Consider the following 16,657-nt stretch of genomic DNA (forward strand, 5'->3'; position numbering starts at 1 on the left):
TATGAGTATCTCTACCACGAGTATTAAAAGGCCTGTTCTAGCCATCGTAATGAACTTGTTGATCGTTCTTTTTGGCATCATCGGTTACACCTTTTTAGGCGTAAGGGAATATCCTTCCATTGATCCAACTGTGGTATCCGTTAGAACCTCCTACCCTGGTGCCAACTCTGATATCATCGAATCGCAGATTACAGAGCCTTTAGAAAAATCAATCAACTCTATTGATGGAATTCGGAACATTTCCTCTTCCAGTAATCAAGGTACCAGTAACATTACTATTGAATTTAATCTGGACAAAAATATCGAAGAGGCGGCGAATGACGTTCGCGATAAGGTTTCGCAGGCAGGCAGAACGCTACCAAAAGATATTGATGGATTGCCAGTGGTGAGCAAAGCGGATGCAAACTCCGATCCCATTTTATCCATGACCATTCAAAGTGATAAAAGAAACACATTGGATTTGAGTGATTTTGCTGAAAACGTGATTGCTGATCGGATTCAAACCATCCCGGGTGTAAGTAGTGTTCAAATTCAAGGTCAGCGGAAGTATGCCATGCGGATTTGGATGGACCCAAATAAATTAAGTGCTTACGGACTTACTTCACAAGATATTGTGACGGCGCTAGATAATGAGAACGTTGAATTACCTTCTGGAAAAATTACAGGAGCCACCACAGAATTAACGGTTAAAACTTTAGGAAAATTAACCAATGAAAGCCAGTTTAATAACCTGATTTTAAAATCAGACAGCAACCAGGTCATTAAATTAAAAGATGTGGGCTATGCTGTTCTAGGTCCTGAAAACGAAGAAACTATTTTAAGGGAGTCAGGCAAGCCAATGGTTGCAGTGGCTATCATTCCGCAACCAGGCGCCAATTACCTCGACATCAGTAATGAATTTTATAAACGTTTTGATAAGTTAAAGGCAGATATCCCGAAAGATATTAAGCTAAAAGTTGCGCTAGACAATACGCTTTTCATCAAGCGTTCGGTAACAGAAGTAGCCGAAACGATTGGTTTATCGCTCGTGCTGGTAATTCTGATTATTTATCTGTTTTTCAGAGATTGGGCAATTGCTTTCAGGCCCCTTATTGATATCCCGGTATCGTTGGTTTTTACCTTCTTTATTATGTATGCTTTTGGCTTTTCAATAAATGTTTTGAGTTTACTGGCCATTGTACTGGCAACCGGATTGGTAGTGGATGATGGTATTGTAGTGACCGAAAATATTTTCAAAAAGGTTGAAGAAGGCATGTCGCCTTTCGAAGCAGCGATTAAAGGCTCTAATGAAATTTTCTTTGCCGTAGTTTCTATCTCCATAACATTGGCTGCAGTTTTTTTACCTGTTATTTTTTTACAGGGCTTTGTCGGGCGATTATTCAGGGAATTTGGTATTGTAATTGGCGCAGCTGTTTTAATTTCCGCTTTCGTATCGCTTACCCTTACCCCAATGTTAAATGCTTATTTAATGAAACCGGGCGGACACAAGCCATCCAGGTTCTACAATTGGACGGAGCCTTATTTTGTTAAGTTAAATGATTCATACGCATCAAATCTCAATAAATTTTTAGATCGGCGTTGGCTTTCTATCCCCATTATTGTGGTTTGTATGGGACTGATTTTTTTATTCTGGAAATTATTACCGAAAGAAACAGCCCCTTATGATGATAGAAGTGCAATCAATATCAGTGCCACCACTCCTGAAGGTGCTTCATTTGCTTATACAGATCAATTTATCCTGAAATTAAATCAGTTGGTAATCGATTCTGTTCCAGAGAAAAATGTGAACATTACCATTACCTCACCAGGTTTTGGAGGTTCTGGTTCTGTAAACTCAGGCTTTGTGAGAATGGGTTTGGTTAATCCTGAAGACAGGGAACGATCGCAGAAAGATATTGCTGATATGCTAACCAGAATTACCAAAAAATACAGCGAAGGAAAAACAATCGTTAACCAACAACCTACTATTTCTGTAGGCCGTAGAGGTGGCTTACCAATCAGTTATATTATTCAGGCACAAAATTTCGAGAAACTGCGGGAGAAAATCCCATTGTTTATGGATGCAGTGGCAAAAGATCCAACCTTTACCGTTTCTGATGTTAACCTAAAATTTAATAAGCCTGAGATTAACCTTACCATCGATAGAGATAAGGCAAAAAATCTTGGGGTTTCCATCTCCGCCATTGCTCAAACTCTTAATTTAGGTTTAAGCGGACAACGTTTTTCGTACTTTTTTATGAACGGCAAACAATACCAGGTAATTGGTCAGTTTGATCGTGGCGACCGTAAAGATCCATTAGATTTAAGTTCGGTTTATGTACGTAGTGATAAAGGCGAATTGGTTCAGCTGGATAATCTAGTAACGGCAAAAGAAGAAAGTAGTCCGCCGCAGTTATACCGTAACAACCGTTTTATTGCCGCTACAGTTTCTGCAGGATTGGCACCAGGTAAAAGTATAGGTGAAGGAATTGATGCGATGGATGCCATTTCATCAAAAATTCTCGATGAAACTTTTTCAACGGATTTAAGTGGTGAATCCCGCGATTTTAAAGAAAGCTCTTCAAATACCTTTTTTGCTTTTGGCTTAGCTTTATTATTGGTTTACCTCATTCTTTCAGCACAGTTTGAAAGTTTCAAAGATCCGATTATCATTATCTTAACCGTACCTATGGCTGTTGCGGGTGCATTTCTTTCCCTCTGGTTATGTGGCCAAAGCTGGAATATTTTTAGTCAGATTGGAACGATTATGTTAATTGGTCTGGTGACGAAAAACGGCATCCTGATTGTGGAATTTGCCAATCAGTTGAAAGAAAAAGGAATTCCTATTCCGGAAGCGATCCGCGAAGCATCTGTTTCCCGTTTGCGCCCCATTTTAATGACGAGTTTAGCCATTGCCATTGGTGCCCTTCCTATTGCTTTGGCTTTAGGTGCAGCGGCGAAAAGCAGAATGAGTATGGGAACAGTAATTGTAGGAGGTACCATGTTTTCACTAATTCTTACCCTATTTGTTATCCCAGCCATCTATTCTTATTGGGCAAAGCCTTATAAACCAAATAAACAATTGAAAGATGCGCATCGCTTCGAAGAAGAAGCTTTAAACACAGCACATTAAGATGAGCATAAAGATTAAAACATTAATTATCCTTTTAAGCCTGTCTATCTCCGGATTTGCACAGGAAAAACTTAGTTTACAGGAAGCAATTACTGTGGCTTTGCAAAATAATTACGATATCAAAATCAGCAAGAATGATTTATCAATTGCAAGGAACAATGCAAACATAGGCAATGCGGGCATGTTGCCAACGATAGCCGGAACATATAGCAATGGCGGAAGTATTCAAAACACCCGACAAACCCCTGTAACTGGTGAAGACAGGGTAATTCGTGGCGCCAGAAGTACCAATAATGATTTAGGTGCAGACCTGAACTGGACCATTTTTGATGGTTTTACCATGTTTGCCAATTATGATCGTTTAAAAGAACTCCAAAAACAAGGCGAAATTACAGCCAGACTTAACGTTTTAACTACGGTTTCGGATGTGATCACAGCCTATTATGATGTAGTGAGGCAGCAACAGTTAATGGTAGCCGCTGATAGTGCCATTGATGTTTCCGTTCTGCGTACCAATATTGCAAATACTAAACTGCAACTCGGCCGTGGATCAAAGCTTGATGTTTTAACGGCCCAGGTAGATTATAACACAGATACTTCTAACTTTTTACAGATCAAAAATGCTTTGCAGGTAGCCAAGGTTCGATTAAACCAGCTCATGGTTAGAGATATTAGCAGTCAGTTTTCGGTAGTAGATGATATTGATGTTAACACCGGCATTCTCTTTAGCAAACAAGCTGAAATAGCGGCAAAGCAAAACCCCGATTTACAAAATGCATTTATCAATCAAAAAATAGCCTCCTTAAATCTGAAAGCCGTTCGCGGGGCAAGATATCCTGTAGTTAGTTTAAACTCAGGCTATAGTCGAACAAACAGCACCAGTCCGACAGGATTTAACCAAAAATTTGCGGCGAATGGTTTTACTTACGGTGTAACAGCGAGCCTCAATATTTTCAACGGATTTTTACAACGACAGAATGAACGGAATGCAAAAGTCAACATCGAAACTTCAAAACTCAACTTCGAAAAAACAAAGCTTGATGTTAATTCACAATTATTAACGGCTTATCAAAACTATAGCACTTATTTAGATTTGATTAAGTTAGAGCAACGAAACGTAGACCTGGCAAAAGAAAATTTAGACATTACCCTGGCCAAATATCGTTTGGGAAGTATTGCCCCGCTTGAATTACGAGAGGCCCAACGCAATGCCATCGAAGCACAAAACCGATTTATTGAAATGCAGTTTCAAGCCAAATTAGCAGAAACTACACTAAAAGAAATTAGCGGAAATATTGATTTGTCGAATTAATTTAAAATCAGTTAAACTAAGATTAATTTATCTGCGAAGTCTGTACTCTTGTGCGCTGAACTTCGCAGGTTTTTTATCCTGAATTCAATCTATTCATTAATAAATGGTTCGCGAAAATACGAACCTTAGAAGCAATAATCATAGCAAACATAAATTAATACAAAAATTTGGTTGTGAAGTTGTATAATTAATTATTATATTGACAAACCCAATATACTTATCATGACTACTGATTTAGTACATGCCATAAGCGCCAACCTGGCCATACTGCAAAACCAGCCTTTATCTGGCGGTATTGTAGCCAAAAATCTTCATATTAGTGATAATGGAAGTGGTGAATTAAGTTTATACGGCGATTTTACCATTACACTTAAAGTGTTAGACCTTACTACAAATGGTGCTCCAAGCTTAAATAATTTAATGACTTTTACCCAGCAAGTGATGACAGCAAAATTAAGGGGTGGTGGTTATAAGGGTGGAATCAGGACGTTTAAATATAATTCAGCTAAAAATATATTTGATAAAAGTAAAAACTGGACTTATTCCATTCGTTATAATTTCAATTTCATTGTTAACGTGATACAAATAAGTATGTTGAATCAGCTTAAGGGAAATGATTTTGTATTAGCTGTTGTCGATAGTATTGGCCATCAATTTACCGATCAATATGGTAGAAGGCAAAGTTCAGGGGGGCTTACTCAGGGTGAGGGGGGACCAGCTACAGTAAGCTATAATAGTTGGAAAAAAAATAAATACATTGGTGTACATGAGTTTTTTCACACCCTAAGTTTAGATGATATTGAAGATCCAGATAAAAAAAACAGATTAATGTATCATTTAGGAGATAACTCTGGGCAGATCATATCAGACACAGAACGAGGAGACATTTTTGATTTTATTAGGAAGTATTTGGGTGATATAACAAAGGTAAGTCAATCCAATATTAACCTTAATACAGTAAATCAATTAAAAACATTTTTAAATAACCCAATAAATGGTTTCAAATTTAATAAAACTAGGTTTAGGTAGCTTATCAGTCTTAGTAGTTTTCAGTTGCCAACCCTCAGCAGAACATAAAAATAGCATAGTCAAGAGGACTACAGATAGCTGTAGGTACTACAGGTACAATGTTGGTCAAATTATTTCCAACCTTGGATGTAAAAATTGTCACGTTTCGTTTAATGTAGATAAAATTGATGTTTATGGCATAACAACATGGAGAGGCCTGGCAGCTATGGATAGCCTAAAGCTAATTGATTATGCATTTACTAAAAAACATAAAGGTTGGTATAGTAAAAATGGAGATTTTAAAACGGCTAGGATGGATACTTTAAGTGATTGCGAAATAAGAAGTGTGATTCGTTATATTAAAGATTTTGGCAGAGATATACCAATGCCCAGCCAATAATGCCAATGGTTTCAAATATAATAAAGCTAAGTTTAGGTAGTTTACTTTTCACATCAATATTTGCTTGTCGCAATGTAGATGAAAATGCAAATATAAACTCTATAGACACGTGCAAATTCTATAGGTACGATGTAGGTGAAAATATATCTAATTTAGGTTGTATGAATTGTCATTTAGCTTCTATTGATGAAAAATTTGATGGTAGGGGATTTATTAGTTTTAATGGTTTAGCAGCAATAGATAGCTTAAAATTATTTGATTACGCTTTTACTAAAAAACATAAAGGTTGGTATAGCAAAACTGGTACATTTAAAGCCTCCCGAATGGATACCTAAAGTAGTTGTGAAATAAGAAATATCATCCGCTATATCAAAGATGCCGGTAGAGATATCCCAATAGCCAATTAATAATGAAAAGCGTTTATAATTTAATAAAGCTAAGTTTAAGTAGTTTATTATTCTTGTTTGTTTTGAGTTGCCAGAATTCAAAAACCAATAAAAAAATTATGGTCAGGAAGGATATAGACACGTGCAGATATTATAGATATGATGCCGGCAGAATTGTCTCTAACCTTGGCTGTACAAATTGTCATTTGTTAACTGATGTTGAGAGAAAAAATGATAAAGGATGGACAACATTTGAAGGATTGGCCTTAATGGACAGCTTAAAACTATTAGATTATACATTTACAAAAAAGCATAAAGGCTGGTATGCTGATACTGGTTCGTATAAGGGTGTTAAAATGGATACCTTAAATGATTGCGAAATAAGAAGTTTGATTCGTTATATTAAAGACTTTGGCAGAGATATACCGATGCCTGTACATTAATATTTAAAGTTTATAAGTATAATGATCAAATAATATTAGGCAAACTGATATGGAATCAACCCTAATTGCAAGTAACGAAATTATTGCAAGTATAATATTCTCCAATTAATATTTATATTTATTGCCATGATACTTGTTGCAGATAGTGGCTCATCAAAAACCGATTGGATGGGTTATCTTAATGGCGAAACCATAAGATTTAATACCACTGGAATAAACCCCTATTTTTTAAGTGAGCAGGATATTTCGAAGTTAATTTCGAAAAATGAAACGGTAATACAATATGCCGATCAGGTAAAGGAAATTTACTTTTTTGGTGCTGGTTGCTCCTCTCCAGATAAGCATGAAGTAGTTTCTAATGGATTATCTGAAGTTTTTCAGAATGCCTTTATTTCCGTAGATCACGATTTGCTGGGCTCGGTATATGCAACATGCGGCAATGCCGAAGGCTTGAATTGCATTTTAGGAACCGGATCTAACATTTGCTATTTTGATGGCAAGAAAATCCATGATGGCCATCATGGTCTGGGTTACGTTCTGGGTGATGAAGGTTCAGGCACCTTCTTTGGCAAAAAGGTATTATTGGCTTATTTATACAATAAAATGCCAACAAGCCTGGCTGCTGAATTTAAAAAAGCTTTCCCTGCCGATAAGGAGCAAATTATCACTAATGTTTACCAGAAACCTTTCCCTAACATTTATCTGGCTGGTTTCAGTCGTTTTATGGCCAACCATCGTGACCATCCTTTTATTCAAGACATTTTAAGAACCGGATTTCAGGAATTTGTAGACTCCAACGTTAAGGATTATCCTAAATATAAAGATGTTCCATGCCATTTCGTAGGCTCCATTGCCTACTATTACCAGGAAACCCTGATTGAAGTTTTAGAACAAAATGGAATTGAAGTAGGTAAAATATTACAAAAACCCATCGAAGAGCTCTTCAACTTTATACTTCACAAAGAAGGAATTGTTCAACAAGCAAGTTAATCTCTCCAAAAATCTTTCGATATAAATTAATTGTTAAAATATTCTTAAGATTGTAAACTTAACAAGATACATTTTGTTATAATTTTAACGGCAATTAAATGGCTCATAACATATGAAAAGAATACTGGTAGTAGATGATGATATTGAGGTTTTAGAAACCATACAATTAATACTGGAAATCGGTGGCTTCAAAGTATCGTCGCTTAACGATGGTGAAGAAGTATTTAATAGAATTGAGAGTTTTAAACCAGATTTGATTTTACTTGATATATCACTTGGTCATATTGATGGACGTGTTTTATGTGAGCAGTTAAAATCCATCGAAAGCACTTCCAAAATTCCAATTTTATTAATCTCTGGCCTATATAATCAAAATGATTTTACAACATTAAATTATGGACAGGATGATTTTCTTTCTAAACCATTTCAAATGGACGTATTGTTGAAAAAGATCACCAAAATCCTTTCCTTAGAAGAAGACAAACCAAGTTTTCATTTGAATTAAAATAGAAATAAATACTTGATTTAATGCCAAAAGACTAATCGTTTTTTGGCATTTTTAGTTTACTCATTTATCGCGTAAAGGCAAACATAAGATCGCAACTGGGAGGATAATATTCCAGGCATACATCTCCATCTAAACTCAATCTTGTTGTTGAAACACTTTACATTATACAGCTATGAGGGGAACTCCCCTCCTGATTTAGGAGGGGCAAGGGGTGGTTAACCATTAAATAGCAATTTTCAATTGACTAATCATAATCTTCAGAACACTTATGGTAATGGCTGTCATTTTGGCAAACAAAACCCTTTGGAACAGGCATTGATAAGCAATTGTAGATTAAACAATTATTTACATATGAGCATACAAGAAAAAGGAAACATCTCGATACATACCGAGAACATCTTCCCGATAATTAAAAAGTTTTTATACTCCGATAATGAGATTTTTCTTCGTGAGTTGGTTTCAAACGCAGTAGATGCAGTTCAGAAAATCAAAAGACTAGGTTCATTAGGTCAGTTTAATGGCGAAGTAGGCCAACCGTTAGTAAAAGTAGCGGTTGATAAAGAAGCTAAAACCATTACCATCAGCGATAATGGTTTAGGTATGACCGCCGAAGAAATTAAAAAATACATCAATCAGGTTGCATTTTCTGGTGCAAGCGAGTTTGTAGAGAAATTTAAAGACGCTAAAGATGCCAATGAAATTATTGGTAAATTTGGTTTAGGCTTTTACTCAGCCTTTATGGTTGCTGATTTGGTTGAGATTCAAACTTTATCTTATCAGGATGGTGCAGAACCTGCCCGTTGGGTTTGTGATGGTAGCACAGAATTTGAAATTACTGAAGGCACGAAAACAACCCGTGGTACAGATATTATTCTTCACGTAAATAAAGATTCTGAAGAGTTTTTAGAAGAATCAAAATTGCAGGAAATACTGAATAAATATGCTAAATTCTTACCTGTTCCCATTCAGTTTGGTACAAAAACCGAATCTGTAGAAGATGGCGAAGACGAAGAAGGAAAGAAAAAGTATAAAGATATTGAAGTTGATAACATCATCAATACTACTAATCCAATCTGGACAAAAGCACCTGCAGATTTGTCAGATGAAGATTACTTAAACTTCTATCGCGAATTGTATCCATTTAGTGAAGAACCATTATTCTGGATTCATTTAAATGTAGATTATCCGTTCAACTTAACTGGCGTATTGTATTTCCCGAAATTGAAAAACGATTTCGAAATGCAACGCAATAAAATCAAATTATACTCCCGCCAGGTATTCATTACCGATGAGGTTAAAGATATCGTTCCAGAATTTTTAATGTTGCTTCATGGTGTAATCGATTCACCAGATATCCCTTTAAACGTATCCCGCAGCTTCTTACAGGCAGACAGTAATGTTAAAAAAATCAATAACTACATCACTAAAAAGGTTGCTGATAAATTAGCAGAGCTATTTACTAAGGATAGAAAAGCTTTTGAAGATAAATGGAAAGACATTGGTTTATTCGTAAAATACGGAATGATCAGTGAAGATAAATTCTATGATAAGGCAAAAGACTTCGCTTTAGTTGGAAACACTAAAAACGAACTCTTCACACTAAATGAGTATAAAGAGAAAGTTGCGCCTTTACAAACAGATAAAAATGGAACCGTAGTTTATCTGTATTCAAATGATGCAGCTAAACAAGATGCATTTATTCAATCGGCTAATAAAAAAGATTATGATGTTTTGGTATTAGATTCACCAATTGATAATCACTTTATTAACCAAATGGAGCAGAAACTGGAAAAAACATCTATCAAACGTGTTGATTCTAGTGTTGCTGACAAATTGATTGAGAAAGATGAAGTGAATGAGCATGTATTATCTGAAGATCAGGTTAAGGAAGTAACTACAATTTTTGAGAAAGCAATTACTAAACCTGGTATGCAGGTAGAGGTTATTGCGTTAAATCCTGATGAATTACCTGTTACCATTACAATGGATGAATTTATGCGGAGGATGAAAGATATGGCTGCTATGGGTGGCGGAATGGGCTTTTATGGCCAGATGCCTGATAGCTATAAAGTTGCCATTAATGGTAACCATAAATTGGTTAGCAAAATTCTAAAGGCAGAAGGCGAAGAGCAAAGTAATCTTGCTAAGCAAGCTGTAGATTTAGCGCTTCTGGCCCAGGGCATGTTAACTGGTGCTGAATTAACTGCATTTGTAAGTAGAAGTGTAGCGTTAATTTAAAGAATATAATGATTTAAAAAAGGGAGAAATCGAAAGGTTTCTCCCTTTTTTGTTTTAAACAGATGGGCATAAAAAAAGTCCTGATAAATCAGGACTTAATTTCTGTAGAATTTTTCGGGAACGTTAAATTACTAATGAGTATATGTTTAGCTGGCTACATTTTTTTGATCAACATTGAAGTAATCTTTATGTTCTTCAATCATTTTAGCAATAGTAGCTGCTTTTGTATCGGTTAATTTAAATTCAAATAAAGGTTCTTGGTTTTTCTTCGATCTAACCATTTTCTCTGTATAAAAACGGTAAACCAAACCATTTGTCAATAGGCCATATTTGGCTTTTGTTTTACGGAAATATTTAGATAAACGTGAATCATGAATATCCAGACTATCCTCATGGTGTTTACATTCTACCAATATGGTTGGTTCGCCATCTTTCATAATGGTGTAATCAACCTTTTTGCTTTTCTTCACACCAAAATCTAAAACTGCTTCAGATTGAACTTCTGAAGGATCAAAGCCTAGGATTTGAATGAAAGGTAAAACCAACGCATTTCTGGTTAAGTCTTCTGTTTGAACTTGTGGGAGCATTTTTTTGATCCTGACAGCAAATTGCCCTATTTCGTCTTTAAGTTCCATGATAGTATGTTTGTTTTTAGAGGTATCAGTTTTTTATATGGTATTGTTGAATACGATATTCGCTTATCTATCTTTTACTGTAATCCGGTTCATCTGTTTGTTTGCAAAACCAACTCTATTTTAAGTGCTAAACCCTGTATTGTGTGGCCTGCTTAAAATATTTTTCAACAGGCTACACAAATTTGGGCAGGCAGATGTTAGGTTAATTAAAATGATAAACCATTAGAGATTAGTCATCTTAATTATTTGTTTTTGGCAAACATCTTAAAGATTAGAATAATATATCAAGCGAGAGATTTTTTTACATGAACCTACCAGTTTATTACACGAAACCCGTAGATCTTTAGACGAAACAGATGTTATGTTTTTTTTAAGACCGGAAGCTAAATAGAACCTAATTTTTATTTAACTTGCATAGAAATCATTTTAAGCATATTATTATAACTATCATGAATCTAAAATGCGTTGTTATCGACGACGAACAACATGCCATTGAGGTGATTACCGATCATATAACGGAAATGCCTGGTTTAACTATTTTTAAAACCTTTACCAGTCCTATTCAGGCATTAACAGAACTGAGCTTAAATGATGATATAGATTTATTATTTATGGATATTGACATGCCCGGTATTAACGGACTTGAATTAGCCAAAAATATCAGGGAAAAGGCGAAGTATCTTATCTTTACCACTGCACACCCTGACTATGCACTCCAGGCTTTTGATGTACAATCTGATCAATACCTGCTTAAACCAATTTCATTTGCAAAATTTGCTTTAGGCATAGATCGAATTCTAAAAAAAGAATCCAATAATGCCAGGGCTGCAAAAGAAACAGATCAAGCTGCTGCTGCGCTTTATATCAAAGGTGATCATAAATACGCTTTCTCTAATATTGCCATTGATGAAATACTTTACATCAAATCTCTTCAGAATTATATTCAGATCATTACTAAAGCAGAATCACACACTACTTACCTCACCTTAAAAGAAATAGACAAAGCTTTAGAACGACATCCGTTTATCCGTGTAAACAAATCAAATATTGTGGCCAAAGCTGCAATCAAAAAGGTTGATGGTAATATCATCCGCCTGGTTAATAATGAAGTAATTCAGATTGGTGAAGGCTATAAAGAAGCTTTCTTTACTTACGTCCAAAATAGTTTACTCAAATCAAACAGAAATCAGTAAAATCTAGATCACATACTTTATTATTAGGTGTTTTTTACTTCAATTAAATAGATAAAAAATATTTTAAACTTTATCTACAACAATTGCTTTGAAAACCTGAATAGCCTCTTCGTTTAAAGTATATAACCTACTGAATAAATTGATTAATAATACTAGTTTGCTACAATAAAGCTGGTGGCAATACTGTGGCTGATATCTCCGGTTGGATGAGTTGAAAAATTATCTTGTACCTTTACAGCTTTGTAAATAAAAACAGTTTTTTTTGTAATTTTAGAATGGCCTTGTGGTTTCATAATCGCTTTATTTAATTTATAGTAATTGTTCTTATTATTTATATAAAGGTGCACTGTAAACTTTTGAGCAACCACTTTTTTACACAAAACCTTAGTTTTAGAAGATAAAATCCATACTTTAATAGATTAACAAACCAAAAATGACCTCTTTTAATCTCAAAACATATTATAAAAACTACAGACTTCACCTATTAATTTGGAGTATTTATGTTTTTTATGACGTATTTATTTTAGGTTTCATATCTAAATTTCGTGAGCCGGGGGTTTATGTTATTGTCTACATTATCAACATTTTTACTTTTTATTTGCAAGCTTATTTCTTTAAAAAAATATTAAATAATAACAATAATTCGGTTAAAGTTGTAAAAGTCTTATTACTGGATACTTTGGTTGTGATTACCTACATCCTATCTACTCAATTATTGGTAATTGCTTTTGAACAATTTAAGTTAATTGACTCAGACACTTTAAGCATTTTTGACAGGGGTTTTATTCTCTCATGCATTTACAGATCTTTACTTTTCATTGGTTTTGCAACCGGATATGTATACATTTTAAAATCATTTGAAGATCAAAAGAAGGTTGAAAAATTAGAGCGTCAAAACCTGATCAGTCAGCTTGAAAAACAGAGCCTGGAAAATGATTTGGTTCAATCACAAAATAATTTTCTGCGAAGTCAGATTAATCCACACTTCTTGTTCAACACTTTAAATTTTATTTATAACGATACCCGCAAAAAGGCACCATTGGCTGCAGATGCCATTATGAACTTATCTGAAATGATGCGATATGCGTTAAAACTCCCCGAAGCTTCAGAGCTGGTACCGTTACGTGAGGAGGTGGAACAAATAGAACATTTAATTAATCTACATAAACTACGCACCGCAAATAGCATTAATTTATCACTTGAAGTAAATGGTGATTTATTTGGCCTGAGGTTTCCGCCCCTTATTTTGCTCACATTAGTTGAAAATATTTTTAAGCACGGAAATGTGTCGCACTCCACTCAACCTGCCCTCATTAAGATAGACTATAGTCTGAATACCTTAATGATCAGCACCATCAATATGGTAAATGATGTTAGAGGCAGGCATGAAAGTCATCATGTAGGGCTTGAAAATGTAGCCAACCGCTTAAAAAGTTTTTATAAGGATGATTATGTTTTTAAACATTACACAGATCCCTTAAACAGATACGTAACCGAAATATGTATCAATGTAATCAACCCACTGGCTAAGCTTAATATGACCCGATAGCTTTGCTGCGTTGAAAATCTTTTAACAAAAAATAATACATCACCATTTCATGCGTCCTTTGATTTTTATTGAAGAGACGGTTCACATGCATGTGTATTAAATCAGTAAACAATTTGGTTTTTCGGTTAGGCTCCATATCTTTCAGCAGCGCTACTAATGATTGCACCAGCCCTGTAAAACATTCCAGTTGATATTCGTCTAACGGTGCAACCGTATGGCTTTTGTAAGATTGGTATTGCTGATTCAGTTTTTTAAAGTCTGTTGCCTCTAAATGATGTTCATGGTTAAATGAGTCTGATGCAAGTTTGATTATCCGCCTGATCTCTTCACCTTCAAAAACCTCTCGTTGCAGTAATTGCGCTACAATTTCAGCACAAAAGCTGTATTTACTGAATGAATCTGTTTGTGACTGAAGCACGGATAGCACAAAATTACTATCAACACTAAAATGCATTTCTACATCTCCGATTAAATCGCTACCGTATCGTTCTATCTCCCGCTTATATGCTCTGGAATAGAAATCAGACACTAAGCCAGAGGTAAGATAAGGAAATAGATAGTCTGCAAATGAAGCATTAAGCTTTTGTCCATCTTCTTCATGATAAAGATTGGCCCGAAACCTTAAATGATTACCATTTTCATTATACCGAATAAAAAACCATGATTTGATTGCCTGACGATGTGCTTGCAAAAACTGATCAATTACACTGACCAGAATTTCGTCGGCACGTTGCTGATGACAAAATATTTCAAAATATAGCCATTCTTTACCAGGGAGAAAAACCTGCTGCACATGAGCTGTGCTATCCACATTTATTAATGAGGCTCCATTATAAATACGTTCATTATGTGTAATGCTAAGTATAAATTGGGTGAGGTAGGGTTTTGATTCTTCATCTACCACCACATTTTGTTTTGGCAAAATCACCTCTTCAAGGTAAATACTTTTTTGCTTTTGAATAAACTGCATCAATGCATTTAAATCCTCATTACTGGATAGATTGAAACACAAAGTCTGATCTGATAAACCAGTTTTAAAGAATCCAGATATACCTATTTTTGTGAGAAACTCACGGCAGGCATCAACAGACAACTGTACTTTACCAGGGAAAAAAGCTTCCTTATTTACTCGCCATTTTTGAGTGTTCAATACAATATTCTGATACTGTAATCGTGGGTAATAATCCAGATCTGGAAAGATACCATCCAGGGGCAGCAATAAACTGCTTTGTATTCCCTGATGCTGTAAATCACAAAGCAACCTGAACACAGCAAGATCCGATCTCGTATAATTATACGCTGAAGCCATGCGTGGCATCAAACGTTTGTTTAATGACTTGGAACGAAGAATCACCTGATCATTTCTAACCGAAATCTGAATATCGTTTAACAAAAGTGGGCTTGCCGATGTGTCATAATTCAGGATAGATAGTTGGTGATTGTAAACCAGTTTCCTGCGGTTAATATTATCTACATTGGCTTCAACCATGTATGCCACGTCAAAAAATAACACTTCAGGATTGGCACTTTCTTCTACATTGGAAATTTCTTCACAAAAATCCGTAACATCATCACTAGCCATTGAAAAACGACCAGCCAATGCATTTGCCGTTACCCCGCCTATCTGATCAATTATAACCAGATCATCAGCAATATGCATTAACACGCTGAGTGAATTGGGTAAGGGCACCGGCTTTTCATTTAAATCCAGATTGAGTTTATTGAGGAAAAGCGTTTTACCATGTTCAAAATTTTCTAATGACAAGGTTTTTTTTAACCTCGCCTTAAAATCGTTGCTGGCTTTGTGATCATTTCTTTTGTTGTTAAACTGAATGATAAAGTCATATCCTTCGCTACTTTGCTCCAGCTCATCGTAACCAATGCCTATTTCCGGATCAAGCGCCATTAAAAGCGAAACTTCACGCTGTTCAAATTTCTTTTTAAACTGCCGGATGAATGTGGTTAATGCTGCTTTTTCTTCCTTTGGTATTATTTTCCGCAGCAAGTCGAGTGCATTTGGAATCGCCTTTAGCAGGTTTTGGTCAATTTCTCCATGATATGCTTTACGTTCTGCGATAAGGTATTCTGGTGTATTTCCTGCAATCTCCTTACCCGTTCTTTTAAAGAAATCTTCACCGATAATGTTCGGATCCTGATCTGTAAAAAGGAGTTGCAGATCATGCATATCATTTAAAAGCATCAATAATTCTGACTCACGCTCATCTTCCCATTGCAGTTTTGAAATCAAATCCTTCAGCCGGATTGGCTGCATGCAGGCATTCAGAATTTGCATTACGAAATCATCATGATCAATTTCGGCAAGCTCAAAAACACCTTCTGAACAGGCAATATACCTGATCCCATTTAGGGTGACATAAAAACTACTGTTGCTGAAAAGATACCCATTTTGTTGTATGGTATGCTCAAAATCAAATTCTAGTTGATTGCGATATGGCCAATCGATAAGGCGATGTATAATTTGTTCTTCGCTAACCTTCACCTTAGACTCAGTTTGCTTAATGGCATTTTTCAAAATACCGAAACTTGCGAATGTTCCGTAAGGTGTAGAGCGATATTTCGCCCGGTTAAAATATTTCCAGATTGTAAAATAAATTCTCGGTGGCAGATTACCTAAATCCTGCGCCTCAACGTCTTTAATCGTTTCATAGAAATCACCCGATGAAATCGCAATGGCATTTTTCAAATCACCCCAACAATCCTGCAAATTGGCTTGGTGGGAAAACATTGGTGTTCGAAAAATGAGTGTAGCGTGCAGATTAAGTTTCATAAAATGGTATAGACAGCGAAAATTACAAAGATTAATGATAAAACTGCCATCTACACCCAACTAAAAAAGCCACTTCCATAAAATGAAAGTGGCCA

General features: G+C 35.5%; 14 protein-coding genes. 11 read left to right on the forward strand and 3 right to left on the reverse strand.

Going from position 1 to position 16,657, the window contains the following annotated elements; translation table 11 throughout:
• Position 1: 1 nt before the first annotated feature.
• The 9 genes from EV200_RS13825 (at position 2) to htpG (ending at position 10,397) form a co-directional block, all read left to right on the forward strand.
• The gene (locus EV200_RS13825; RefSeq protein WP_132533597.1) at positions 2 to 3,112 is read left to right on the forward strand and encodes an efflux RND transporter permease subunit; all 3,111 of its coding nucleotides are present in this window, start codon (positions 2 to 4) and stop codon (positions 3,110 to 3,112) included.
• A 1-nt stretch (position 3,113) separates the two neighbouring features.
• Positions 3,114 to 4,424 (forward strand): TolC family protein, encoded by a 1,311-nt coding sequence (locus tag EV200_RS13830; protein ID WP_132533599.1) that lies wholly within the window; start codon positions 3,114 to 3,116, stop codon positions 4,422 to 4,424.
• A 222-nt stretch (positions 4,425 to 4,646) separates the two neighbouring features.
• The gene (locus tag EV200_RS13835) at positions 4,647 to 5,453 is read left to right on the forward strand and encodes a hypothetical protein (RefSeq protein WP_132533601.1); all 807 of its coding nucleotides are present in this window, start codon (positions 4,647 to 4,649) and stop codon (positions 5,451 to 5,453) included.
• Positions 5,419 to 5,832, forward strand: coding sequence for a hypothetical protein (locus EV200_RS13840; RefSeq protein WP_132533603.1), 414 nt, complete (start codon positions 5,419 to 5,421; stop codon positions 5,830 to 5,832). The genes EV200_RS13835 and EV200_RS13840 overlap by 35 nt, the downstream gene beginning before the upstream one ends.
• Positions 5,833 to 5,837: 5 nt before the next feature.
• Entirely contained in the window at positions 5,838 to 6,167 is a 330-nt protein-coding gene (locus EV200_RS13845; protein WP_132533605.1) for a hypothetical protein, read from the forward strand.
• A gap of 74 nt (positions 6,168 to 6,241) precedes the next feature.
• On the forward strand, positions 6,242 to 6,661 hold the full coding sequence (locus tag EV200_RS13850; RefSeq protein WP_132533607.1) for a hypothetical protein: 420 nt from the start codon (positions 6,242 to 6,244) through the stop codon (positions 6,659 to 6,661).
• A 126-nt stretch (positions 6,662 to 6,787) separates the two neighbouring features.
• Positions 6,788 to 7,651 (forward strand): N-acetylglucosamine kinase, encoded by an 864-nt coding sequence (locus tag EV200_RS13855; RefSeq protein ID WP_229676837.1) that lies wholly within the window; start codon positions 6,788 to 6,790, stop codon positions 7,649 to 7,651.
• 112 nt (positions 7,652 to 7,763) lie between these two features.
• Positions 7,764 to 8,156, forward strand: a complete 393-nt coding sequence (locus EV200_RS13860) for a response regulator (RefSeq protein WP_132533610.1) — start codon at positions 7,764 to 7,766, stop codon at positions 8,154 to 8,156.
• Positions 8,157 to 8,510: 354 nt separating this feature from the next.
• The gene (gene htpG / locus EV200_RS13865) at positions 8,511 to 10,397 is read left to right on the forward strand and encodes a molecular chaperone HtpG (RefSeq protein WP_208864551.1); all 1,887 of its coding nucleotides are present in this window, start codon (positions 8,511 to 8,513) and stop codon (positions 10,395 to 10,397) included.
• A 146-nt stretch (positions 10,398 to 10,543) separates the two neighbouring features.
• On the opposite strand, the gene EV200_RS13870 is transcribed toward htpG, so the two are convergent.
• On the reverse strand, positions 10,544 to 11,032 hold the full coding sequence (locus EV200_RS13870) for a type I restriction enzyme HsdR N-terminal domain-containing protein (protein ID WP_051666673.1): 489 nt from the start codon (positions 11,030 to 11,032) through the stop codon (positions 10,544 to 10,546).
• Positions 11,033 to 11,481: 449 nt separating this feature from the next.
• Here EV200_RS13870 and EV200_RS13875 point away from each other — a divergent pair, with 449 nt between their 5' ends.
• Positions 11,482 to 12,225, forward strand: coding sequence for a LytR/AlgR family response regulator transcription factor (locus EV200_RS13875; RefSeq protein ID WP_132533612.1), 744 nt, complete (start codon positions 11,482 to 11,484; stop codon positions 12,223 to 12,225).
• A gap of 152 nt (positions 12,226 to 12,377) precedes the next feature.
• Here the strand turns inward: EV200_RS13875 and EV200_RS21785 are convergent, their stop codons facing one another.
• Positions 12,378 to 12,518, reverse strand: coding sequence for a hypothetical protein (locus EV200_RS21785; protein WP_165877933.1), 141 nt, complete (start codon positions 12,516 to 12,518; stop codon positions 12,378 to 12,380).
• A gap of 140 nt (positions 12,519 to 12,658) precedes the next feature.
• Here EV200_RS21785 and EV200_RS13880 point away from each other — a divergent pair, with 140 nt between their 5' ends.
• The gene (locus tag EV200_RS13880; RefSeq protein ID WP_132533614.1) at positions 12,659 to 13,774 is read left to right on the forward strand and encodes a sensor histidine kinase; all 1,116 of its coding nucleotides are present in this window, start codon (positions 12,659 to 12,661) and stop codon (positions 13,772 to 13,774) included.
• Here the strand turns inward: EV200_RS13880 and EV200_RS13885 are convergent.
• Positions 13,758 to 16,562: a lantibiotic dehydratase gene (locus EV200_RS13885; RefSeq protein WP_132533616.1), complete on the reverse strand. Its 2,805-nt coding sequence runs from the start codon at positions 16,560 to 16,562 to the stop codon at positions 13,758 to 13,760. The two genes, EV200_RS13880 and EV200_RS13885, sit on opposite strands and share 17 nt — an antisense overlap.
• Between the last annotated feature and the right edge of the window lie 95 nt (positions 16,563 to 16,657).

The organism is Pedobacter psychrotolerans (assembly GCF_004340665.1).
Classification (GTDB): domain Bacteria; phylum Bacteroidota; class Bacteroidia; order Sphingobacteriales; family Sphingobacteriaceae; genus Pedobacter; species Pedobacter psychrotolerans.

Bases quoted from the DNA above. Each gene is read 5' to 3' on its own strand.
- EV200_RS13825 (WP_132533597.1), top strand. From the start codon at position 2: ATGAGTATCTCTACCACGAGTATTAAAAGGCCTGTTCTAGCCATCGTA.
- EV200_RS13830 (WP_132533599.1), top strand. From the start codon at position 3,114: ATGAGCATAAAGATTAAAACATTAATTATCCTTTTAAGCCTGTCTATC.
- EV200_RS13835 (WP_132533601.1), top strand. From the start codon at position 4,647: ATGACTACTGATTTAGTACATGCCATAAGCGCCAACCTGGCCATACTG.
- EV200_RS13840 (WP_132533603.1), top strand. From the start codon at position 5,419: ATGGTTTCAAATTTAATAAAACTAGGTTTAGGTAGCTTATCAGTCTTA.
- EV200_RS13845 (WP_132533605.1), top strand. From the start codon at position 5,838: ATGGTTTCAAATATAATAAAGCTAAGTTTAGGTAGTTTACTTTTCACA.
- EV200_RS13850 (WP_132533607.1), top strand. From the start codon at position 6,242: ATGAAAAGCGTTTATAATTTAATAAAGCTAAGTTTAAGTAGTTTATTA.
- EV200_RS13855 (WP_229676837.1), top strand. From the start codon at position 6,788: ATGATACTTGTTGCAGATAGTGGCTCATCAAAAACCGATTGGATGGGT.
- EV200_RS13860 (WP_132533610.1), top strand. From the start codon at position 7,764: ATGAAAAGAATACTGGTAGTAGATGATGATATTGAGGTTTTAGAAACC.
- htpG (WP_208864551.1), top strand. From the start codon at position 8,511: ATGAGCATACAAGAAAAAGGAAACATCTCGATACATACCGAGAACATC.
- EV200_RS13870 (WP_051666673.1), bottom strand. From the start codon at position 11,032: ATGGAACTTAAAGACGAAATAGGGCAATTTGCTGTCAGGATCAAAAAA.
- EV200_RS13875 (WP_132533612.1), top strand. From the start codon at position 11,482: ATGAATCTAAAATGCGTTGTTATCGACGACGAACAACATGCCATTGAG.
- EV200_RS21785 (WP_165877933.1), bottom strand. From the start codon at position 12,518: ATGAAACCACAAGGCCATTCTAAAATTACAAAAAAAACTGTTTTTATT.
- EV200_RS13880 (WP_132533614.1), top strand. From the start codon at position 12,659: ATGACCTCTTTTAATCTCAAAACATATTATAAAAACTACAGACTTCAC.
- EV200_RS13885 (WP_132533616.1), bottom strand. From the start codon at position 16,562: ATGAAACTTAATCTGCACGCTACACTCATTTTTCGAACACCAATGTTT.